This window comes from Paenibacillus sp. J22P165 (assembly GCF_059692015.1).
The window spans coordinates 717,431-740,317 of the sequence record NZ_JCAUAP010000002.1; the positions used below are offsets into that span (position 1 = coordinate 717,431).

Annotated in this window: 18 protein-coding genes; 2 read left to right on the forward strand and 16 right to left on the reverse strand. The window is 43.8% G+C overall.

What is annotated here, in order from left to right; translation table 11 throughout:
* Positions 1-118: 118 nt before the first annotated feature.
* The 5 genes from AC58QM_RS07385 to AC58QM_RS07405 all read right to left on the reverse strand — a co-directional run bounded on the left by AC58QM_RS07385 (position 119) and on the right by AC58QM_RS07405 (position 5,843).
* Positions 119-2,245, reverse strand: a complete 2,127-nt coding sequence (locus tag AC58QM_RS07385; protein ID WP_497282625.1) for a pectate lyase family protein — start codon at positions 2,243-2,245, stop codon at positions 119-121.
* Between the two features lie 329 nt (positions 2,246-2,574).
* A complete protein-coding gene (locus AC58QM_RS07390) occupies positions 2,575-3,102 on the reverse strand; it encodes a hypothetical protein (protein WP_497282627.1) in 528 nt (175 codons plus the stop codon).
* 132 nt (positions 3,103-3,234) lie between these two features.
* Complete coding sequence (locus AC58QM_RS07395; RefSeq protein ID WP_497282628.1) at positions 3,235-3,669, reverse strand: NUDIX hydrolase; 435 nt, start codon at positions 3,667-3,669, stop codon at positions 3,235-3,237.
* Between the two features lie 23 nt (positions 3,670-3,692).
* Positions 3,693-4,391, reverse strand: a complete 699-nt coding sequence (locus AC58QM_RS07400; RefSeq protein WP_497282629.1) for an ankyrin repeat domain-containing protein — start codon at positions 4,389-4,391, stop codon at positions 3,693-3,695.
* A 27-nt stretch (positions 4,392-4,418) separates the two neighbouring features.
* Positions 4,419-5,843 carry a WD40/YVTN/BNR-like repeat-containing protein gene (locus AC58QM_RS07405; RefSeq protein WP_497282630.1) on the reverse strand — a complete coding sequence of 475 codons (1,425 nt, stop codon included), beginning with the start codon at positions 5,841-5,843 and terminating at the stop codon, positions 4,419-4,421.
* 418 nt (positions 5,844-6,261) lie between these two features.
* Between AC58QM_RS07405 and AC58QM_RS07410 the strand changes: the two genes are divergently transcribed.
* Positions 6,262-6,711 carry a VOC family protein gene (locus AC58QM_RS07410; protein WP_497282631.1) on the forward strand — a complete coding sequence of 150 codons (450 nt, stop codon included), beginning with the start codon at positions 6,262-6,264 and terminating at the stop codon, positions 6,709-6,711.
* A gap of 72 nt (positions 6,712-6,783) precedes the next feature.
* Here the strand turns inward: AC58QM_RS07410 and AC58QM_RS07415 are convergent, their stop codons facing one another.
* The 10 genes from AC58QM_RS07415 to AC58QM_RS07460 form a co-directional block, all read right to left on the reverse strand.
* Positions 6,784-7,221 (reverse strand): GNAT family N-acetyltransferase, encoded by a 438-nt coding sequence (locus tag AC58QM_RS07415; protein ID WP_497282633.1) that lies wholly within the window; start codon positions 7,219-7,221, stop codon positions 6,784-6,786.
* Positions 7,222-7,256: 35 nt separating this feature from the next.
* Positions 7,257-7,997, reverse strand: coding sequence for a WecB/TagA/CpsF family glycosyltransferase (locus tag AC58QM_RS07420; RefSeq protein ID WP_497282635.1), 741 nt, complete (start codon positions 7,995-7,997; stop codon positions 7,257-7,259).
* 39 nt (positions 7,998-8,036) lie between these two features.
* Positions 8,037-8,384 carry a VOC family protein gene (locus tag AC58QM_RS07425; RefSeq protein WP_497282637.1) on the reverse strand — a complete coding sequence of 116 codons (348 nt, stop codon included), beginning with the start codon at positions 8,382-8,384 and terminating at the stop codon, positions 8,037-8,039.
* A 160-nt stretch (positions 8,385-8,544) separates the two neighbouring features.
* Complete coding sequence (locus AC58QM_RS07430; protein ID WP_497282639.1) at positions 8,545-10,803, reverse strand: helix-turn-helix domain-containing protein; 2,259 nt, start codon at positions 10,801-10,803, stop codon at positions 8,545-8,547.
* 147 nt (positions 10,804-10,950) lie between these two features.
* Positions 10,951-12,504: an extracellular solute-binding protein gene (locus AC58QM_RS07435; protein WP_497282641.1), complete on the reverse strand. Its 1,554-nt coding sequence runs from the start codon at positions 12,502-12,504 to the stop codon at positions 10,951-10,953.
* A gap of 64 nt (positions 12,505-12,568) precedes the next feature.
* Positions 12,569-13,441, reverse strand: a complete 873-nt coding sequence (locus AC58QM_RS07440; protein ID WP_497282643.1) for a carbohydrate ABC transporter permease — start codon at positions 13,439-13,441, stop codon at positions 12,569-12,571.
* 1 nt (position 13,442) lies between these two features.
* Positions 13,443-14,300 carry an ABC transporter permease gene (locus AC58QM_RS07445; protein ID WP_497282786.1) on the reverse strand — a complete coding sequence of 286 codons (858 nt, stop codon included), beginning with the start codon at positions 14,298-14,300 and terminating at the stop codon, positions 13,443-13,445.
* A 268-nt stretch (positions 14,301-14,568) separates the two neighbouring features.
* The gene (locus AC58QM_RS07450; protein ID WP_497282645.1) at positions 14,569-16,587 is read right to left on the reverse strand and encodes an MGH1-like glycoside hydrolase domain-containing protein; all 2,019 of its coding nucleotides are present in this window, start codon (positions 16,585-16,587) and stop codon (positions 14,569-14,571) included.
* A gap of 756 nt (positions 16,588-17,343) precedes the next feature.
* Complete coding sequence (locus tag AC58QM_RS07455; RefSeq protein ID WP_497282646.1) at positions 17,344-18,240, reverse strand: DMT family transporter; 897 nt, start codon at positions 18,238-18,240, stop codon at positions 17,344-17,346.
* Between the two features lie 24 nt (positions 18,241-18,264).
* Positions 18,265-20,505 (reverse strand): hypothetical protein, encoded by a 2,241-nt coding sequence (locus tag AC58QM_RS07460; protein ID WP_497282647.1) that lies wholly within the window; start codon positions 20,503-20,505, stop codon positions 18,265-18,267.
* 145 nt (positions 20,506-20,650) lie between these two features.
* Here AC58QM_RS07460 and AC58QM_RS07465 point away from each other — a divergent pair, with 145 nt between their 5' ends.
* Positions 20,651-22,030: an extracellular solute-binding protein gene (locus tag AC58QM_RS07465; RefSeq protein ID WP_497282649.1), complete on the forward strand. Its 1,380-nt coding sequence runs from the start codon at positions 20,651-20,653 to the stop codon at positions 22,028-22,030.
* A 65-nt stretch (positions 22,031-22,095) separates the two neighbouring features.
* Here AC58QM_RS07465 and AC58QM_RS07470 read toward each other — a convergent pair whose 3' ends face one another.
* Positions 22,096-22,881, reverse strand: coding sequence for a DeoR/GlpR family DNA-binding transcription regulator (locus tag AC58QM_RS07470; protein ID WP_497282651.1), 786 nt, complete (start codon positions 22,879-22,881; stop codon positions 22,096-22,098).
* Positions 22,882-22,887: the final 6 nt, after the last annotated feature.

Below are 22,887 nucleotides of genomic sequence, written 5' to 3' on the forward strand. Positions count from 1 at the left end.
TTCACTCCATTAAATGGAATTAATATCCATTACACTATACCATATTATGAAAATGAAGTAGTTGATAAAAAAATGCCAACCATATGCTACGTTCGCAATACAGTTGGCAACATTACTTTTATTCTACTTTCATGTAATAAAGATTTGCGACATCATCCTTGGTAATGGTATGTGAGCCAGCTGCAATTGGTACACTGACAACACCATTTGTTACCGCATAGCTTGTTCCATCAACCTTTATTTTGGTTCCAGTTGCTGTATTTAACACTAAGGTTAATGTTTTAGCAGCGGTTGTGGTAAAGGCAATATTGGTTGCACTTTCGATTTTCAAACATTGGGTTAACGTTAAACCATTATATACCACTGTTCCCTTGGTCGTTGAGAGGGAGCCTGTAATCGTAAAGAAACTGCTTGTTTTTCCATCAGTCGTAAAGTTGTGAACTATTGTCGATGCAGGCGGTGGTGTTGGTGTTGCCGTCGGTGCTGGTGTCGTGGTTGGGGCAGGCGTGGTCGTTGGCGCTGGTGTCGTCGTTGGTGCTGGTGTAGAGCTTGGTGGGGTTGAATTACCGCCAACGGATACAAGTTGCGTTGTATAATTTAGTATTTTAGTCATCAACGGTGCATTAAGGCTAGAGGATAGATCATCAACAGAATCTACAAAATCCCATGTAAAGTCTCCCTTACTTTGGCGCCCTGCTTCTGCCGTAACTACTTGCTCAACATTACTTACGCTATCAATATCAGCAACATTTACACCCGTATCGATACTTGTATCGAAGTTATTGTACGAAGTTCCACCAACTAATGTTTTGTAGGAACTAGGCACTGTTTCATTTCTTGACGAAGCTAAGTAGGCATCAAATGAGGTTGCACTAGCAGGCGCTGTTCCAATGTTGGAATTGGCATAAATGATGCTTTCAGCATCAACAATCGTGTTATTGTAGGCTTTTATCATACCGCCATCTTCACCTGAGAAAGTGCCTTCTGCTTCTAAAGCATCCGTACCTTGCAAGGAAATCATCATAGGTTTCTTCGTATGTCTAAAATAATTGGATTCTACAAATGCATTACTTCCCGTTGTAGCACCAACCGCATATTTGGATATGCCATCAAAGAAGTTATTATAAATATGAATAGATCCTGTCCGAATTCGTGGATGACGAGAGTCCGAATGATCGAACCAGTTATGGTGGAACGTAACAAAGAACTCTGCCGAATCATCAAAACCGACTAGTGCAGCTTTTCCGGAATCCCAATAGTGATTGTATGAAATGGTAATATAAGTTGATCCTTTTTTGAGGTCAGTTGAACCATCGCCTTTGGCTTGGTCCGCATCTCCTCCCGCTTTTCCATAGACAATATCGTTATTATGCAGCCAAATATTCGCATTACCTGTATCAAGTGAAATCCCATCGTCAGGGAATAACGCTATCCCTAAATTCCTTACTTCTACATTACCAACAGCTCTAAGAAGTATTCCCCATCCATAGGCATAGGCGTCTTTCCCAATACCCTCTAATGTAATATTCATTTCTGCATAAATGGCTTTACCTTTTACTTGCAAAAACCCACTGCTGTTAAGCTGCCCGCTCATGTTCGCATCTGTTACTTTTCCAATAAATCGGATAGCAAGTGGTGTTGTATCATACCCTTTTTGTCTTAGCGCCAGAATTGCAGCCAGTCCAACACCTGTCTGTTTGCCACCTGAGCTATTGACTATCACATCAAGCGTTACCGTCTGTGCAGTCGCAGATGTAATATACATAACTTGAGCGCCACTCTTAAGTGTGCCATCATCATTATAAGCACCTGAACCTGTGCCAAAAGGTGAACTATCTGCAAAGGCAAATCCAGATCTGTCATGTGCCGCAACAGATAGCGTATTAGAAACCGTGCTTTCTTTCGTACCATCAGCCAATACCACTTCAACCTTCATGACATAACTTCCAGCTGCAAGCCCTACAGCATCAGCTCTCCAGGAGGAAGCGTATTTTCGAATTAATTGGGTATCGATTTGTTTATATTGTGAATCTGCTGCACTTGCAGGTTTAACATAGACATTATATCCTTGCGCATTACTGACAGGTGACCATTCTACATAGGCCGTCTCATTCCATCCTCCACTACTCGTGATCGAAACACCCAAAGCATGTACGACCGTATTCCCCACTCCGCTTACGATGATTGAAAACACTAGAGCAAACAATAAAACGTAACTCGTAACTTTCGCTGCACTATTTTTCAATTTAATTCCTCCCGCGATCAATTGGTCTAGCATACATGGAATCGCTTACAAGTTTGTCTTATCCGCTCCCTTCTCTCAACCAAACTCTTCTTAATCTCAAATATTTCCAACAACCACAGCTTATCAGTTTAAAAAGAGGTTCCGAAACAATCATTTGATCATATCTCCTCATTTTCTGAGATAATGATTATCAGCCGTGTGAATGATACTCTCCCTGCCGAATCTCAAAAAACTGACTATGATATTACGGTTAAAAGGCCACCGATTATTTCTTATCGGCAGCCTTCAGGTTGTATCGTATGTATGGCGTGTTAATCACATGCTTCTTATCATTTTAATGGCTGCGTACTTGGCTGTGCAGTTCCAACTTTTCCATTCCGAACATCTTCCTGAACTTGATAAATGACTGCTTGACTTGGATGTTGCAGCAATTGATCCTCTGTGGAAGAAGCACTTATGTCTCGTATAACTTTCCAAACGCCGTTTGACTTAAGTAATTCATTTACACTTCTCTGTTCACCTTGATTTAAAAAATGAAGGGTAACAGAGGCGCTAGCATGTGTGTCATCGTCATTAAAAAACTTATCGATCTTGTAAGATAATAATTTATCCGACTTCATGGCAAGTTCGAATTCTTGCCTCATATCTATTTCATTTTTTCCGGTGAAGGTAACATAGGAGAAAGCTTTATTCGTATCTTCGGCTATAAGGCTATCCAAATATGCCTGTAGTACTCGTTGAGGATCAGAAGCTAAAGCTGATGTTCTTCCGAATGTTAAAAATAAACCACTTATTACAATAACCAGCGCCAATCCAAATAAAGACCATCGAACTACCTTGTTTTTAAACATGTTCATCACCATAAACTCCTTCTAAAATATATCCTCGTGAATTAGTTCAATCATTAAACCAACATCTGGGATATTATACCATATAAAGAAAAAAACAAGGTATACTTTATTTTAGAAGCTAGGAGCTCTGCAGTGTTTTTACGTAACATCTTTTAGTAGTTCCATTAAGCCATTCGGATATAAAATTCGTAATCCTAGTTCAAAATCAGATACCGGTATCCATTGCGCATAAGTTATTTTATCACTCTCACTAACCTTAAAACGCTCTTGCTTATATAGCGTTGGATCACTTAGTTCAACGAGATATATTTGAGTTATTTCATGCCCCATATTCTCATCAATTTTAAAAATATTTTCTATACATTTCAAATGACTTTTAATACTAATTCGGACACCTAATTCCTCTTGGAATTCTCTAACGAGTGCCTCTTCTGAATGTTCCCCGAATTCAATTGTTCCACCAATTGGTCGATAGTAAAAACCAGTACCTTTTGAATGTTTGCCAGATTGTTCCTCAACAAGCACTTGTTTGTTTCGGATAACGATTCCTAATACATTAGCACGTGGATACAAGTCTCTTCCTCCTTGGAACACCATTAAGTTAATGCGCCCTTACTTTTCAGCCAACCAACCATAGTCTGCCTGCGAGTGTCGAGAGCACCTGCTATATGAACAGCCGACTCTCTACTATAACTAGGAGTCCCATGGATGTCAGCTCCACGCGTCAGTAAGTATTCGGCAACCCTCCGTTGTCCTCCATGGCACGCATGCCAGAATGCGATAGTAATGTCTTCCGCTGCATGTGATGGATTACTGTCAATAAGTTCCTCTACACGCGACATCAATCCCAAAGCTGATGCGTGCCAAAGCTTATCAACACTAGCTCCCTGCTGTACTAGTAATCGAGCAACATGCCAACACCCATAGCCCACTGCATTGTCCAAAGGGGTGCCACCATCAATCGAGCCGCCCAGCCTTTCAATGTCGGCGCCCCCTTCGATCAGCACAGCTGCGACTTCCACATCATCACTGCTGGCCGCCCAATGCAACGGTGTCTCCGAGTGACTTCCTCCAATCATAGGCACGTTAGGGTCAGCACCTGCGGCAAGGAGTATTTTTGTGATTATGGGTCCGTTAGGGAAGTATCCTGGCCAGTCGCTCACAACGTGCAACGCAGTACGAGAACTGCCTATTTTGTCTATTTCTCTCTTTGTAGCCAATTCAGGATATTCTTCTAGGAGATGACGCAACGCGTCCACGTCTCCTGTTTGAATGGCTTGTACGAACGAATCCATGATTAACACTCCCTTAATCTCGTCTCGTTATTGTTGTTCCTTCCATGTTACTCCGCCATCTTTGGTATAGAGGTTGATAAACCGAGAATAGGCCCTGCCTTCATTCGGACTTGAAAAAATAAGACTATGAACATTCTGAAACGATGGAGATGAACCAACAATCTGCCAACTCTCACCGCCATCTTGTGAACGATATAATTCGCCTAAATTATTTTCAAGTATCCATAGATTGTTGATATCATAGGCGTAAACCGAAAAACTCCCGTTATTCCGCCCCGCTGAAGTAGGCTTGTCTGTTATACTTTCATAAGTTGAAACCCGACTTGTCCAGCTAATTCCTCCATCCGTGGTTTTGTACCAAATAATCCCATTCAAATGATTGTCTTTGTAAAATGAAAAGGTCATGAGCCCACTTGTATGATGGGGTCCCCAGAACATCGGCTTATTTAAAGGATACATATTTGTGTCTAATGCCTGCAAGGGTACTTCCAATTTCACTTGTTCCCAAGAAAGACCATTCGTAGTGGACTTGAAAATGATAGGATTTCCTTTACCCGTATTGTTGTAAGTGATCCACGGTTCATTGTGATCCCTCATAACCAATCCACTAGGACTAGCATACCCGAGATCTCTTTGGTTCGTAATATCTTCACTGAGTACGGTCCAATGTCGACCACCATCTATGGTTTTCAAAAACAAATTTCGACGTTCCTTTGCCAAACCAGGTTCGGCATATGCATAATAGTATCCAACATGTTCATCTACAAATTGTGCCTCGCTCATTGTAACCAAAGGGTGAATACCCCAGTGCCCCTTTAGTGGATGCTCCAATTGCTCCCAGTTATCCCCCCCATCCGTAGTGAGATAAACAGGTTCTTCACTTAGATACAAATCCGTATTTGTTGTCATCTCTTCAGTAAACTCTTTCGGACGAAAGAAGGCCATTAACGTGTTTGGATCTGCGAATTTAAGTAATTCGTAGGATCCGTCTTCCTTAGGAGGTGTACGATCAACCCATGTTACCCCTCCATCGCTTGTTTTCCACACTTTTCTGCCAGCTGCCCAACCATTGTTGATGTCATTCATATCGCTATAACCAAAGATATCCGCATGGAATACTGCAGGTGGTTCATTTGGAGCCATTTCCCACGTTATCCCTTGAAATTCCCCTGTTACTTCCTCAAATTTGCTTTCGTTATCAGCCCCTCGGTAGGCCAACCAGAAGCTTTCGGACTTACCGTCTACCCATCGGATCAAGAATTGAGCGTATACGTTCCCTTTTTGTATCCCTGTTTCATCAGCCCAGTCGTGAAAATCTTGTGTTCCCGTGGGATTAAATCCCTCTTTAACTCCGATATCATATCTCCATAAAGTCTCTGTGCTAGTTCCAGTTTGAGTTTGAAATTCTTTATAGGTATGCCCAAGAAGGCTCAGTAGATCTTCCTGAAGCATGTTTGGTCTCAACACTGACCTGAGATATCCAACGGCATTTGGTGGCGCCATGGTTTCAAATTCTGTTTTTACAATTGATGAGTTAGTTGTTAAAGACGTTGCTTCCGTTGTCTTTGTTTCGTTAGAAGTACAACCTGTCATACCAAGACTCACTAGGCAGCTTAGCAGTATAGAGGTTCTTTTTATCAGCAAAGATATCAAAGCGATGACCAACCTTTCATATTAATGAGTAGATATCGGCAATTTCTTTCAAATTATACCATTTATTCAAATGAGATACTTCGATCTCTTTTTCACTGGTTATGTGAAAAGTGATCTGTGATAAGAAGTTAATCTTTTGGAAGGAATCCGTACATCATGGAAGAATAACTAGGAAGATAATTAGATCATCACTATGTACACATAAGGAGATACTATAATGGAAAATAACAAATTACTAAGAATGGACAATGTTGGCATCGTTGTAGAATCCCTTGATAATGCAATCTCGTTCTTCGAGGAGATTGGCTTGAAGCTCGAAGGGCGAGCTACCATTGAAGGTGAATGGTCTGGTCGCGTAACCGGGCTGGGTTCACAGCATGTAGAGATTGCTATGATGGCTACCCCTGATGGCCACAGTCGAATTGAGCTTTCGCGCTTCCTCAGCCCACCTATTGTATCAGATCATCGAACTGCTCCTGTAAATGCCCTCGGTTATCTACGCGTCATGTTCGCCGTTGAAAATATTGACGAAATGGTATCCCGACTCATTAAGATTGGTGCTGAGCTCGTTGGCGAAGTCGTTCAGTACCAGGATTCGTATCGGCTCTGCTACATTCGCGGAACTGAAGGCATTCTAGTCGGTTTGGCGGAACAACTCCGTAAATAATTAAGTAGGAAAAAAAGGAAGTTCCTCGACATGAATATGCCGATGAACTTCCTTTTTTCAGATCAAAACGCTTCAACTTCTATATGAGTTCAACTTTTTTTGGAACGTCATTTCATCTTTCAGCACATAACTTGACCGTTCATAGGTTTTATGTGCACCCCTATTATTTTTTCCTGTTAGAATCTTTATACTTGTAACACCTCGTGAGGAAAGTTCTTGTTCCAGGAACGATATAAGCATAGTAGCTAACCCTAATTTTCGAGCAGCATCTTGAATATACATTTCCGTTATTTCACCTTGTGTACTGCGATAGCAAAAGGATTTAAAACATTGGGCACAAGCAAATCCAACCGGAATATCATCCAGTATGGCAAGTGCCACTAATTCATTGTTCTTCGTAAGGCTTTCTTTAACTTCACTAGCCGTCATCCCTACCCCATTAAATTCCTCGTTCAAGGCGACAAGAACCTCGGCATCATTTCCATTGGCCCACCTTACAAATTTACCCACAAAAGTCATCCCTTCAAAACTATCGTTTGGCTTACCTACTTACTTTCCCTAAAAAAAATTGCACGAATAGCGAACCGCGGCAAGATCAACTGTCGCTTCCATCTAGAAGGTTGTTGTTTCAACCTGAAAAGCCACTCCAAGTTTAGCCTTTTCCATATCTCGGGAGTTTCCTTTACTTTTCCAGCTATGACATCGAGACTCCCACCAACCCCTATCGCAATTTTCGCATGAAGTTGTGCGTTATATTGATGAATCCATCTCTCCGCATACGGTGCTCCAAGTGCAACGACCAAAATATCAGGCTTTAATATGCCAATTTCTTCAACAATTTGCTCTTCTTCGGATGAATTAAAAAAGCCGTGATGCCTCCCCGCGATTACAAGGTTAGGATACTTTTCACGAATAACTTCACATGCTTTTTCATTCGTAATCGGATCTGCACCTAAAAAATAAAAGGACCACTTCTTTTGATTGCCTGAATTAAGTAGCTTTAACAATGTATCATACCCAGTAACCCTTTCAGGAAGGTTTCCTCCCCTTAGTCGAGATACCATCACGATTCCAATACCATCCGCAGTAATGAGACCTGCTTGATCGATGATAGAACGCAACGACTTATCCTTTTGACAAGCCATCGTGATCTCTGGATTAACCGTTATTACATGAAAAAGTTCGGATCTATTCTCTTCAATGACATCACTGATAATTTCAATGGTTCGTTCTAATGTAATTTTGGGAAAGTCAACTCCCATTACTTTGGCGTATTTCTCTGTCATGACATGTCCACCTTTATTTATGGTTACCCTTATTTTACATCATCTCTCCCAAAGCTCGACCAGTCGGCCTTCAGGATCTTCAATCCAAACAAACTGTCCGTAGTCACTACTCTCTTTGTTCTTTGCAAGAGGTACACCAATCTGTGCAAGATGCTGAAGCGTCTCGTCTAGATTATGTACTTCGAAATTTAACATGACTTGTTGTTCTTTTGGAAAATAACTATCATCCTCAGAAAAGAAAGAAAAAATCGTTTCGTTTCCTGATTGAGGTTTTATCACAGTCCCGTTCCAGTTTTCTATATCAATCTGCAACACTTCACTGTACCATTTTTTTGTAACATCAAGATTCTTAGTTCTCCAAAATATGCCTCCGAAACCTTTTATCATCGTATCTAACTCCTGTCTGTCATCAAATTTCTAACTGCCCGATTACTTTAGCTATTCGAGATTTACATGTAAGTTCCTTTTTCAACTATACCATCTGCAACTTGAATGAACAAAAAAGAGCCGCCGCAAGGCAAGCTCCATCATTATCACTTACTATCCCCTATTTGTTTAAAATGTTATCACGATATTGGCCTGGCGTCGTTCCCTCCAACTTACGAAAATAACGAATGAAATTGGCAGGCGTATTATACTTCAGCTTCTCCGCGATCTCGGATATTTTCATATCCGTTTCTAACAGCCATTGTTTGGCCATTTTCATACGATACTCCGACAAGTAATCACTGAAATTAACCCCCGTTTCCTTGCGGAATACTTTGGTTAAGTAATTCGGGCTGTAATTCATCCGGCGTGCGCACACTTCTAGTGAAAGATCGGTGTCAAAACCGGTCTCTACCATATGAATAATTTGACTGGAAATACTTTGGTACTGCGCATCTAGCTTATTTTCCAAGTGAATTAAGAACGGAAGCATGACCATGTCCAGAAACCACCGTTCCACCTCGCTCACTGTTTTCAATTGAAATAATTGAATAAATAAGGTCTGTTCGTCGGGGTATAACCGTTTAGGCAACACGCCTGCATCTTTGACAGCCTGAAGCATTTGCACGAGCAGGCGGACGAAAGACATGAAATATTCTTCATGCGTACGCTCATCGACAGCAAGCGTCGTGATGAATTGATGAAGACAGCGCGTAGCCTGCTCTCGGTCTGCAAGCTTCAAGGCATCAAGCAGCTGCCGCTCTAGGGCATCCGGATAACTCAACTGCATGCTCTTCTCCGGCTGTACATCCTCAATGAATAGGATCGACTCTTCTCCCAGGTTCATCCGGTACTTCAGTGCTTGCAACGATTCACCATAGGCATGACGGATTTGTTTCATGTCAGTAAACATATGGCTGAAGCCAATGCTCACTTTTAGTTCCAGATACTGATTAATCATTTGCATAATGTGATGTGCCGCCGTGTCGAGCTGATTCTTGAACAGCTTGGGATCCGTTTCGGCCCCTCCTAGCAAAGTAACCTGCGAGTCCCCCATTACGACGGGGGGCAGCCTCTGCTCCGGCAGGAAAAGCTCAGAAACGATATTATTGATTGCGAACAGCAATAAATCCTGATCCTGTTCTTCGAAACGTGTATTGGATAACGTATCGATTTGGATGGTCATGACACACATGGTGTTCCATGCTGTTGGATGCCCGAAAGCTTCCAGCTTATCCTGAGCTTCCGTCCTTGCCATATCGCTCTGGAATAGTTTGAAAACAAAGTATTCCCTCATTTGCTGGGACTGCCCCAGAACCTCCTGTAGAAGACTTGACTCCCTTTGCATGAGTCCTCGAAAACGCTCATTGATAAATTCAAATTCATCGATGGCCGCATCAACGCCTACGGTTTCTGGTGAGTTGCGTACAACTTCATACAATTTTCGTATGGGTTTATACATTTTCCTTGATCCTAAATAAGCAATAAGAAAGGCAATCAATAATATACCAAGACAAATATACAGGGTGAACCATCCTATGCCCTGCGATTCCTTGTTCAACTCATCGATGGACACCACCGATAAATAAACCCAACCATTATAATCGGACTTACGGTAACTGATCCCGACGCGCTCCCGTTCCGAACGGGCTGTGTAGAAACCCTGCACCGCTGCAGGTATAGACTGGTCTTTGCTGATCGCTAGTTCTTGAAACTGCTTGCCCAGCAGCTTAAGGGCATTGCCTGCGAAGACGACCTGCTGATCGTCCAGAAGCAGAACGTTCCCCATAGCCGTATCCCTGCTTATTAGGTTATTGACTTCATAGATCGGAATTGTCATGATTAGCAACCCCGACGGGTTGGGGGAATAGGCCGGAATTTTTTTGATGAGTTTCATTCCGGTAGCGCTTGTAGACCAAAATGAGGTTCTAGGATCTTTCACCCATCCCGCATAATTCTCAACAGACTTCGTTTCCAACATGGACAAACCGGATTCATTAATGGACCATTGGTTGGTTATGCTTATAAGTTCCATGCCCATTGTACCGAGCTCATTGCTTTGCAGCTTACTCATCGATTCGAGCAGACTTTTCACTTTCTGAACGTATCCATCCGTACCGGCTAATTCTCCCTTAAGAGCGTCGATTACTACCGGTTGATTCATATATTGAATAGCCGAGTAATCAATTAGCCTCAGAAGCTGTTCAATTTGTGATTCTGTCTGTTTCAGCATCTGCTGATTGCTCTCATAGACCTTGGTTTGCACGGCATCGGATGCCTGGTAATAGGAAAAAGCACCTAGAACCATAACTGGAATCGTCCCTAGCAGCAGTGTAAACCATATGAGCTTGGATAAAAATGTAGATGCACGTAATTTCATAAACAAGCCCCCGCTGTCCTAGTACTAACCATAACTTATTGTTTACTCTCGGTTCTTTACTTTTATCAGCAAATGCGCGGAAATGTCAATAAGATCAGCGCTTGATCCCCGAATCTATGCGGGAACAAGCGCTGCTTTTCAGCATTCTTATTTTTGCTGAGCCTTTTTCTGCTCGGCTGTAAATTCCTCGATGATTTTATCGCCGCCTTTTTTAAGCCACTCTTCCGTGACTTTGTTAAAGCCAGCCTCATCGATCTCGCCCATGATAAAACGAACACGAGCATCGTTGATCAGCTTATCCAGCTCTGCGCCCAGCTGAGTTTTTGTCGGAGAAAGAAACGGCTCAATGACACTTGGCACCGCGTTAGGCATCCCCTCTTCATACAGCTTCTTCACTTTTTTCCCCATATCGGGTTCTGTTGGCCAAGCCAAGGTTGAAGGTGCAATACGAAGCTGTCCTAGATCACCAACCTGATCTTTATACAATTGCTCATTGGTGAACACGGGATTACTGTTCTCTGTTTTGTAATGAACGCCTTCTACGCCCCAAGCAAACGTTTTCAACACATCGTCTTTCAGATTATTCTCAAAGTAAGTTAAAATGTCCTTCAGTTCTGCTTCTGTCTTCACACTGGATTTAGGGAACATGAATACGCCGGAATAACCTGAATTCGCTGGTAGCTTGACGCCCTTCGGCCCTTGCAGCCCGATGACGAAATCCATCTTGGCTTTCGGATTCAATTTGTACAGATCAGCATGCTTATTCGGAGCATCATCAATACTTGCCAGATAAATGCCTGCCTTACCCGAGTTGATGTTTTCATGCAATTTGGTACCCTTGATGGCACCGAAGTCTTGATTAATCAGCTTCTCATCATACATTTTTTTGAGCAGCTTGAGCGAATCCATAAATTCTTTGGTCATAAAGTCAGGGATCACCTTGCCGTCCTGTACGCCCCACTGATTAAAGCCGCCTAACGCAGTAACAAGGACAAGACTCGCATCGGTGATCAAATTATCATCCGTCAAAGTCAGACCGTACGTATCATTCTTGCCGTTCTTATCCGGGTCGTTCAATGTAAATGCTTTCGCAACATTATAGAGGTCATCTACGGTTTTCGGCTGCTGCAGACCGAGGTTATCGAGCCAATCTTGGCGGAAAATAATCCCCTTTCTAGCAAACGGACGGTCACGGTAGAGCCCGTATATTTTACCATCTACAGAGATATTGTTGGCGATCTTGTCATTCCAATATTTCTTGATATTCGGAAAATCCTTGAGGTAAGGCCCGATTTCCCAGAAAGCACCGGAACGGACGGCATTGATAATCGCCGAATTCTTAGTGTCTAATACGACCATCGCTTGCGGAAGTTTACCTGAGGCAATGGTCACATTCAGCTTATCATTATAGGACGCACCAGGGACGAACGTGACTTCCAGCTTGCTATTGGTCTGCTCCTGAATGGCTTTAAAAGCAGCGTTCGTATCATCTGTTGCTGGTGGCTGCTGGCCATAGAAGGGAGACATCATACTGAATTTGATCTGCTTTTGAGCCTGAGCCGTACTAGTACTCCCTGGGGAACTCTTCGCACTGTCACTTACGGGATCTCCGCCTCCGCAAGCCGCTAATACGGATGCCATCATGACTGCCGTGCAAGTAACTGCTAACCCTGTTTTCAATTGACCCTTTGTTTTTCGCATACAAACCCTCCGCTATTTCATTTTATTGTATAGAAAGAAAGACGACCTTACCAGACTTGACCGTCTAACCTTTAACCGAACCTAGCAAAACGCCCTTGGCAAAATGTTTCTGTAGGAATGGATACAAAAGCAATATCGGTACAGCCGCTACGACGATAACCGCATACTTGATGCTCTGAGGCGGAGCTGCGATTTCCGAAGCTGCGCTGGCATCCGTAAAACCACCTGCCGATAGAAGGACGATTTGGCGCAGCCACACTTGGATGGGCCACATTTTCGCATCATTGATGTACATAATGGCCGTAAAATAGGAGTTCCAATGCCCCACCGCATAAAATAGCGCAAACGTAGCCATCGCCGGTAAGGATAACGGAACAACGATTTTGTACAAAATCTGCAAATCATTACAGCCGTCCATTTTTGCTGATTCTTCCAAACCCTCGGGCAGCTGCTGGAAAAAGTTTTTCAACAGGATCAGATTGAACGCGCTGATCGCTGAAGGGATCCATAGGGACCAATAAGTATCCAGTAATCCAAAGGTTTTGACAACCAGAAACGTGGGGATCATACCTCCGCTGAAAAGCATGGTAATGACAATCAACAGCATGAATTTCCCACGGCCGCGCAAGGTTTTGCGTGCTAACGGATAGGCCATCAGCGTTGTAAGCACCAAATTGATCAGTGTTCCTACAACCGTAATGAATATGGTGATGAATAGGCTTGTGTAAATGATTTTGGTGGAAAAGATAAATTTGTAGGCATCCAACGATATTTTCGTAGGAAATAGTACAACCTTCTTGATAAGCAGCTCTTGCGACGCCACGAGCGAACCCGATATGACATAAATGAACGGCAGCACCGTAATGACCGCAACGATAAAAAGCATCAAATAATTGATTGCATCGAACGCTTTGCTGCTTAGGGTACGATCTCTCATGCTAATAAACCCCTTCCTCACCGTATTTCTTAGCCATTGCATTTGCAGAAACGACCAGAATGAGGCTTACGAGAGATTTAAACAATCCCACCGCCGTACTGTAACTGAATTGCGCATTGACCAAACCCGACGTATACACGTACGTATCAAACACCTCAGCAACTTCCCGATTTCCTGAATTCAACATGAGGAATATTTGCTCGAAGCCAGTGTCCAAGAAGCTGCCTAGTCTTAAAATAAGCAACAAGACAATCGTCGTTTGGATGGCTGGTAACGTAATATGCCAGAGTTGGTGCCACCGGTTAGCCCCATCCATGCGCGCTGCTTCATACAGCTGCTGATCCACGCCTGAGAGTGCCGCTAAGAAAATGATCGTTCCCCATCCCGTTTCCTTCCAAATGACTTGCGAAGTAATCATCGAACGGAACCAATCCTTACTTAATAGGAAATTAATCTTGTCCCCGCCAAAATAAGCGAGAGCTTCATTCACAATACCGCCCTCTGTTGTAAACAAGGTGTATGTCAACCCTGCGACAACAACCCACGAGATAAAGTGCGGGATATAAATGATCGTTTGCACGAATCTTTTGAAAAACTCCTTCCGAACTTCATTCAGCATCAAAGCTAAAATAATCGGCAGCGGAAAGAAAAAGAGCAGATTGTAAACAGCCAGCACAAGTGTATTTCTGAACAACTTCCAAAAATCTGGATTCGTGAAAAATCGTTCAAAATGCTGCAGGCCGACCCAATGACTTTTTAAGATGCCCGCAAACGGTTGATAATCTTGAAAGGCAATGACCACACCCAACATTGGTAAATACTTAAACAAGACGAAAAATAAAAGGCCTGGGACCAGCATGCCATACAGCAGCTTTTCTTTATTGATATCCAACAATATTTGCTTCAGATATCCAGGTTTGTGCGATGTGCCCACTGAGGTCGCCTGCGTCAGCACGCGCTTTCTCTGGACTGTTGATCTATTCATCGGTCAGTCACATCCTCCAACAATCGTTCACTGCCTTCATGTTAATTGCCTCATGTTGTTTCCGTCGATATTCATTTCGTTGCTAGTTCCAACCGATATTCATTTTCTTCCCTGCCGTTGTCATCTGCTATCCTTGGTTTGGTTAGTTGGATAGGATATAGGCGGATGGAACACCGCTATACACGGGCTCTCCATTACAAACGATTGTGCAATGGTTCGGCTCCATATGGACGTCAATCTGTTGGTCACGATAGCGATATCCGGTAATCGAGACACTTCCTTCAAGCGGCGGCTGCGGGAATATCTCCAGCGTGCCGTCCAATTTCGGTTTGATGCCCGCCATGCCAAACACCAGGGCTTCCGTGCCTGTGAGACCCGCTATGATATTCCCCCGCTTATGGCTCGGAACAGCAGGTCGGTCGCTATAGTGCTCCTGTGGGAAATACGGGAGATGCTTGCCCATCCAGAACAATCGCTTCAAGACATCCCAAGCTAACTCGGGCTGACCTTGCTCCCACAACGTAAGCGCGAGTGTCGGACTCTCACCCGTATAGCTGCCTCCGCCGGACCAGTCGGGGTCATTCAATTCATAATGTAGCGAGTCTTTAGCGGATATACTGCTAACACCGTAGGGCCCGAGAAAAGCTCCGTCATTCAGATGAGTTAATAAAGCCTTGGCCATATCTTCGTTGCAAACGCCCATTCTTAATGTATCGAATGCTTGAATCGTGTACACCCGCTCTACGTGTCCGTTCGGGTATCTGCATAGAAACCATCCGTTCTCTGGATCCCACAAGTGGTCCCGAATGGCCTCACGGATACGGCTGGCTTTATCACGCCATGTTCCTGATTCTTCATGTCCAAGACGGTCTGCCATATCGGCTAAACGATCATAACACCACGCTCTTTCAGCGTTCGGGCTGGATACGACATGCTCATGGGCAGCGCTCCTCATTTCGAGCAGATTATGCTGCTTGCCGTAATCCAACAATTCGCCCCAGGCCGGTAACCTTTCTTCGTCGTGAAGCAGTAGATTTTTCATCAAATCATATAGTTCTAATCCTTCGCCATACTGTGTCACATTGCACCAAACTAAATTGTAGAAGGACCAGAGACTGTAGGAATAAGGAACATCCTTACCCAGCCCACTCGGGGCAAATCTCGAGTGCCGCTCAATGCCGCTTCGCGCCATCATGTGCGCCAGCTCGATCACTTTGTCACTTCCCAGCATGAGTCCTAGCATCCGAGCTGCATAACCTCCGGTATCCCATGGGTAACAACATATTCCGGCGCCTTCCATCCCCGCTACGACGGTAAAGGGCTGCATAGCAAAGTCGGGATGCTCCCATAGACAGATCAGACCGCTGACAAGCGAGCGCCGATAGTAATCTTCAAGTCCGGGAATGTTGCTAGTTAATTTGGGGATAGCTTCACTATAGCGCTGAATCCGATTCTCCCAGACCTCATGCGTTCGCTGTTCCCATGAGGCTAGACTTTCATCCATACCTACAGATTCTCCAGCCTTAGTCAGCAGGACAGCTGCACGGTAAACCGCTTCTTCCCCCGATGCGACAAGATCAGGTCCAATTTCTTCCTGCAAAAGCGTAACCCTAACTTGATCGTTCTCCCAAGTACCCGCTCCAACTTCGTGCACTTGTGCACCCATAGAAGGGTGGCCGAAATCCCAATCGTTCAGTGCTTGGAAGCTCGGATGGCCTGGCGTAACGCGCGGAAATATGCTCAGCTGCATACTGCGATCCGTCCGATTTACGACCCGAACTGTTAACACAAATCCAGCACGATCCGAAAGCGGAACAAGTGAGCTTCGCACGGAGAGTGAAATCAGACGTTCTTCCACGAAGTAATGATACGTACCTATCCGCTCGATTCGATCCGGTCGCCACTCAGCTCCTGCGTATAACAGTCCACAATCCCCTTTCCCACGATTTCCAGTATCACTCACGCGATGTCCGTCCGCAGTTAAATCAAGGAGCATCTCCATATCTTGCGCGGCATACGGTGGAGAGAATAACCCGCTGACACCAGCAACCGTACCCGCAATTGGCGCAACCGTACTAAATCCACTGCCTACCCAAATGTGATTAGCTGGAGCCACACTAGCACGCAAATCGAATGCAAAGTCGTTCAAATGATAAGTCATGTTTCACCTTTCCTTTTCCTCATACAGTCAGTCGTACATAGTCGTATTCGATTTATCCAATTCTCTAGCACTCGTCGACATCCTCATCTTAAAGAGCGCACTCCGTTTCCGTCGATATTCATTCTGTTGGTTCTTATGATTTAAACCCGTTGCCCATGGTTAGATAAGTAAAAAGTAATCATCAACTGTTATTACATTGTCATTTTCTGCTGGAATGAATAGACAAAAAAGAGAAGCTGCACTTCGCCAGCTTCTCTTTTTCTAATGATAAGAGGTTGTCTCAAAAGTTGATCTAGACTTTTTGGGAACAGCCTCTTTTTCCGTTCATGACCTTTGAGTCGTGAACCTGCTTCCTTTGCTTCCCGCAATCTAACTGGATATTCTCCATCTATTTGAAGAGGATATCTAGCATTCAAAAGGTTAACTGTATTTCCTGAAGTTAATTCCCTTCCATTTGCTCATATCTTCGAATTTCATGCTGATTAGCTGTAGTTTTTCCATCTAATCCTGCAAACAGGTCAGATTCGGATAAATTAGCTGTAGTTTATACATCTAAACACGTAGTGGCAGCTAGCAAGAATACCCCAGAGTTTCAAGGTTACTACTTTTCGTGGAAAGTGATCTTTTTTGTTCCCGATGTGTTCTATAGATCACTTATGGGACAGCCTCTCTTCGTATAAACCTTTAATAGATAATCCTATACGTTCAATCGTTGGGGATAGTCGCAGTAAAGGTTCATTTACTAAAAGTCATTACTCAAGACACCACATCCCTCTCCCGCTTCACCTTCATCCCCCTACTGTGCGAAGTCACCAACGTTACGCCAACAACCAGAACAACCGAACCGATAATCTGAGCAAGATTAACGCTATTCCCCAACAATAGAAAACCAACAAACATAGCGATGAAAGGTTCTAAATTAATATACGTGGCAGCTCGACTTGCTCCAACCGCTTTCACTTGGTAAGCCCAGATCAGTGAACATATCGCCTGTATGACAACTGCGGAGAGCAACATTAATCCCCATGCCCACAAATGCCTACTAACCTGGATTGCTGGTTCAATCATAAATACGATGGGATATAGCATGCTAGTACCAACCGCCGTACTATACACGGTTATAACAAAAGGATCTATCCTGTTCGCTATTTTCTTGGTCTGGATAATTGAGACACTAAATGCAAACATGGAGATGAAAATCATACCTATTTCCATGTTCCAATGCACTACTTTTCCAAAGCCAATAACCAAATAGACGCCGAGCAGCGCTAGAATGGATCCTAGTGCGATTCGTAAGGTAATGGTTTCTTTCAGGAAAAATGCCGCTAGAATAGCGGTAGTCATAGGGACTAATGCGATGATTAATGCAGCTGTTGTCGCATCTGTTTCTTTTAAACCGATAAAGAAGGTACCATGATGAATGAGTACAGCGGTGATTCCGAGTGGTAATAATTGCTTCCAATTCTTTAGGCTCACACGGACTAACTTTCTTGTAAGCAGACCGTAAATCAGTAAAACGAGGATAGCTAAGGTCAATCGTAACGCAGCAAGCAATAAGGGTGAAAACTCCTTTGAAAGTATGGAAGCAAATACAAAATTACTTCCCCAAAGGGTTACACAAAGTAAGAGCAATCCGTCTGCTCGTTTCAACACTTCCACCGTCTTTCCTACAGGTAACTATGCAATAACGGATACCGGCACACGCTCAATACGAATCGCATGGTACAGTCCGATGTAATAGCCAGATGAAGCAGGGTCTTTGTCAACTACTTGAAAGGAAAGCGTATGTTTGCCTTTTTCCAGCAACGTTTGGCCTACGGAAATTCGCTTGACCGGGATGGAGTCATCTGTCTCACAAAATTGGTTAATCGGATCACCAAAGGAGGTACCGTCTACATAAACTTGAACGATTCCCCGGTCCCTTCCCATGGAATAATCCACAAACAATTCCACCTTACACGTGTCATTAGGCCACTGGAACTCCATTTCAACATATTGTCCCACCTCAAAAGCTTTACAAACCCTCCCTTTGCCGATATGCTGCTCCGGATCAAACGAGAGTCCCCCTGTATGCCAAGGGAACAAACTTTGGACTTCGTATACATGAACTTGAGATTCGAAAGGGGTCATTTCTTGCTGCACATAAGGAATCGCTTCCGGCCATGGACTATCTAGTACTTGCGCTTCTATCTCTTCTGGAAAAGGAAACAGCAGCCTTGCTCCAAAAGAAAGAAAGTTGGCGCTATTCATCGGTGATTGGAAAGATAAGGGCAGTGTATAACTGTGGAGTCGATCGCCATAGCTTCCTGTTGTTGATCGGACACAATAGGATTCGCCTTTGACATCAAGCCAACATGCCAATTCGCTATCGGGATTCTCTGCCTCACTTCGGTCAAAATTCTGCTCGCAATAGGCCCAGTAGCAAATTCGATAGGTTTCTCCCGTTTTCAAATCAAATGGCAATTCGATGCCTTCCATCAGCTGCTTACTCGTAATCAGGATCGTTCGGTCTGTATCAGGATCAGACCTCCAATCGGACGTACGGTCATCTGGCGGCAACAACCGGCTTACTCGAATAGCTACTGTGTCTGGCACGGAAATACCAGCTGCAAGGTTATCCTTGAATTGAACCTTTTGTAACGATGAACCACTTATATGGAAAAAGGTGCTGAACATCAGCTGATTCCCTGGGGCTGGTTCACCATCATAAACTTTTGCCATTTTCAAATACGCTTTGCGCTGAAAGACCCCGGACATTGCGGCGTATTTCGCCTCCATATCAGACAGACTACTCACGAACGGAGCGATATCCGCACCAGCTTTGTAGAGATACACCAACGCAATCATTGCACATACGATACAGACAATATCATGGGATTTGTATTTCCGTTCATTCATCGGATTTTCGGCCCCATCGTAGAACCATCTGCCGTCTGTCTCCCACTCACGGATTAAGTACCATAATAAGCCACGAGCGTATTCCAACAATCGCCCTTTCATTAAGGGATCCGATTCGTAGTAGCCGGTTTTTGCAACCGCCATCGCAACTAAAGCGATTACATTATCCGTCGCGTCGACGACTGGATTCCCTTCAGATTCTCCTGTCGGGTTATACTCCGTCCAATAATAAACGCGGCCATTCCAAACCCCTTTATGAAATCCGTAACGGGGCATTTGATTCTTAACAAAAGTTCTAGCTTCCTCCAAATAATGCTGTAATCCGGTTCGCTCATACATATTGATGTGAAGAGAAGCTATCGCTGAGCATACGTGGTGATCGGGCTCGTGAAGGCTCCACTGATAGCCGTATCCATCCAACCATTCCCAATCGAATACATAATCCCACCCTCCAGCCCAGTCGGGACGCGGGTATGACGCCTCTGGATAGAACTGCTCAACAAAATCATTCGTTCCGTCTTCTTTCCAACGTGTAAATCGAAGGAAGGCAAGAAGTTCTTCCGCTCGGTGCCAGAACCGTTGATCTTCCGTTAAGACAAAAGCAGGCAAATAATCCTGCAAAACATAGTCATGCATGCGTCTCGGATAATAACGACTGCTGTAGGTGAGGGTTTGCATGTCATGTCCCGTCATGAACGGTTGAAATGGCATGGTGTCATCCACGACCAATCGTTCCTGTACAGGTTTTCCTAGCGCGTTCGAGACAACTGGCGTTTCATTATCCCTTTTCACCGTATCATTCGCTACTTGGAACGTCACATGTTTTTCTTCCATTTCCGTTAGTCCCCAAAAAAACGAGCGAAACAATGGGACCTTCCATATGTTTGTAGGGGGTGATTGCAATGGGAGAACAGGCAGCTTGCTCCAAAATTCTTCTGAAGAAAGAACTTCATTAATATCTTCCACATCGTAAACGAAATAGGGCTCCCCATGCGCATTCCTTCGTAATGAACTCTTCATTTCCATGCCTCCACTTCACATTCAATTCAATAACATGTATCATACTTGTATTGTAATTGAAAAGCGATTAAAATACGACTGAAAATGTTTTTTCTTTTTAAGCTATAATGAAAACAACCAAAGAAGAATGGAAGAATGATACACGATGAAGCGAGAAAGCCAATTTCGGTACTCCCAGCTAGCCAATATACTACGCGAACAAATTCTTTCTGGTTATCTGAGACCGGGTCAATATCTGATGTCTGAACATGAACTGTGCAAACATTATGACATGAGTAGAACGTCTGTCCGAAAGTCCTTAGAAGAATTATTAAAAGACAACTTCATCATCAAAAAGGCAGGTCAAGGCACAATTGTCTCTCCCGATCTCGTTATTCCCGCGACACAGCGGAAAACGCTGCGAATCGTTGCCATCTCTCCTTCCCATTTTGCCGATATCGCTATGCCGTTGATCATGGATAGATTTCAACAAAGTCACCCCAACGTAGATGTCAAATTGCTAAGCTTACCTGCTCATGATTTTTGGGCATCCATACGGGCAAGTCGTGAAATGGGACTCCAGCCAGATATCATCATGGTGACCGATCGGCAGATTATGGAAATGGAGGATCCTGCGGATACCTTCTATGATTTGCGGGAGCCGTTAAAAGATTACCTGCCTGCCATGTATCCACGAATGGTAACTGCTTTTCGCCGGGACGATGCGGTGATTGCTGTGCCGGTTACTTTCTCCACTGTTTATCTGGCGTATAATCCGAATTTATTTGATACCTACAACGTACCTCGGCCAGGTCCACATTGGACCAAAGAAGATTTCATCTGTGCTGCGCAGAAGCTTACCGTAGACACAGATGGCGATGGAATCGTCGACCAATATGGTTTGTCTCTCCATTCCTCTTCTAATCGCTGGCCCGTATTGGCCTTGCAGAACGGTTTCAATTTCAGGGGCACGTTGCAAAAAGAACCCCTTATGACTACGTTAACCTTTATTCATGACCTGCTTTATCGTTTGCGGATTGCTACGTTAACCTCGCAGTATCATGCCACATCAGAGGCTTTCATTCATGAGAAAGCAGGAATGGTGCTGACCACATCGATCGAGCTTGCGGGCTGGAGAAACGAAAATCTTGGCTTTGAACCACAAGTAGCAGCACTCCCCTTTGGCGATGTGAAAGCTACACTGCTATTAGCTAATGCTTTTATGGTGCCAGCCACCTGTAACGAGATGGAGCTAGCCGTCCAGTTTCTTCAAACTGCGTTCAACCCCGACGTGCAGGAATTAATCAGTAGGACCTCACAGTTCTTATCTGTCCTGAAGTCCATCAATGAGAAGCTTTGGGATGCGGATACGCTTGAATCTCTTAATATTGTGAACGATACGATTGCGAACTGCTACTTCCAGCATGAAGTATTTGCGGATTGGAGTATTCTTGAGGAGATGGAGTCTGAGATGGGACTGTATTGGACTGGACTGGAGTCGGCATCATCTGTTGCTGAAGCGATACTGAAAAAGATACTTGCTTAACTGGTGTGCTCACACGTAAAAAACCACCGTATCATCACGGTGGTTTCATTGTATCATTCCCTATGTTAATCAGCGGTGACCCAAGTCACATCTTTCTTCACCAAATCTTCTTCCCACTCTTTCGGCGCGGGAACATCGCTCACAATCACATCGATGTCTTTCAAATCTGCTATTTTGAAAAACTGTACATGTCCAAACTTGGATTGATCCGTCAGCACAATACTTTGCTTCGCATGTTGAATAAATTTTTGCGTCATTTGGGCTTTGCCTTCGTCGAAGCCTGTTATTCCCTTATCTAACATGATGCCATCTATGGCAAGAAAGGCTTTATCCGCATAAAAGCTTTCAACCATTTTCTCCGCAAGTGATCCACTCACCCGGGAATGCGTCGTGTTCACTTTTCCCCCAATTAGATAAATATCACCCGAGAAGAGTTCCTTGTTCTTGTAATCGATCAATAAATATAGCGCTGGAATGGATATCGTCAACACTTTTAGATTTTTCTTATTTAATAAATAATCAATGATATGTAGCGTCGTTGTACCATCATCAATAAAAATAACATCGTTGTCCTCGACCAAAGTAGCCGCAGTTCTTCCGATTCTTCGTTTTTCGTCTGCATGAAGAACTTCTCTTTTGAGATGAGAGGGCTCTTCACGAGATAGATTGATTTTCACCGCGCCGCCATATACACGTTTCAACATGTTCTCTTCTTCCAACTCTTCCAGATAACGACGAATGGTCTCTGAGGAGACATTCAAATGTTCAACCAAATCATTCGTCTTTACTCTGCCTTCTAAATTCAGCTGGTTAAGAATATAGTCTTTTCGTTCTTCCCCGATCAACGACATGGTGGA

What these genes read in the sequence shown, in the direction of transcription:
- AC58QM_RS07390 (WP_497282627.1), bottom strand. Translation starts at nt 3,102, where the DNA reads ATGAACATGTTTAAAAACAAGGTAGTTCGATGGTCTTTATTTGGATTG.
- AC58QM_RS07400 (WP_497282629.1), bottom strand. Translation starts at nt 4,391, where the DNA reads ATGGATTCGTTCGTACAAGCCATTCAAACAGGAGACGTGGACGCGTTG.
- AC58QM_RS07405 (WP_497282630.1), bottom strand. Translation starts at nt 5,843, where the DNA reads ATGCTTCAGGAAGATCTACTGAGCCTTCTTGGGCATACCTATAAAGAA.
- AC58QM_RS07410 (WP_497282631.1), top strand. Translation starts at nt 6,262, where the DNA reads ATGGAAAATAACAAATTACTAAGAATGGACAATGTTGGCATCGTTGTA.
- AC58QM_RS07420 (WP_497282635.1), bottom strand. Translation starts at nt 7,997, where the DNA reads ATGACAGAGAAATACGCCAAAGTAATGGGAGTTGACTTTCCCAAAATT.
- AC58QM_RS07425 (WP_497282637.1), bottom strand. Translation starts at nt 8,384, where the DNA reads ATGATAAAAGGTTTCGGAGGCATATTTTGGAGAACTAAGAATCTTGAT.
- AC58QM_RS07430 (WP_497282639.1), bottom strand. Translation starts at nt 10,803, where the DNA reads ATGAAATTACGTGCATCTACATTTTTATCCAAGCTCATATGGTTTACA.
- AC58QM_RS07435 (WP_497282641.1), bottom strand. Translation starts at nt 12,504, where the DNA reads ATGCGAAAAACAAAGGGTCAATTGAAAACAGGGTTAGCAGTTACTTGC.
- AC58QM_RS07440 (WP_497282643.1), bottom strand. Translation starts at nt 13,441, where the DNA reads ATGAGAGATCGTACCCTAAGCAGCAAAGCGTTCGATGCAATCAATTAT.
- AC58QM_RS07445 (WP_497282786.1), bottom strand. Translation starts at nt 14,300, where the DNA reads ATGCTGGTCCCAGGCCTTTTATTTTTCGTCTTGTTTAAGTATTTACCA.
- AC58QM_RS07450 (WP_497282645.1), bottom strand. Translation starts at nt 16,587, where the DNA reads ATGACTTATCATTTGAACGACTTTGCATTCGATTTGCGTGCTAGTGTG.
- AC58QM_RS07460 (WP_497282647.1), bottom strand. Translation starts at nt 20,505, where the DNA reads ATGAAGAGTTCATTACGAAGGAATGCGCATGGGGAGCCCTATTTCGTT.
- AC58QM_RS07465 (WP_497282649.1), top strand. Translation starts at nt 20,651, where the DNA reads ATGAAGCGAGAAAGCCAATTTCGGTACTCCCAGCTAGCCAATATACTA.
- AC58QM_RS07470 (WP_497282651.1), bottom strand. Translation starts at nt 22,881, where the DNA reads ATGTCGTTGATCGGGGAAGAACGAAAAGACTATATTCTTAACCAGCTG.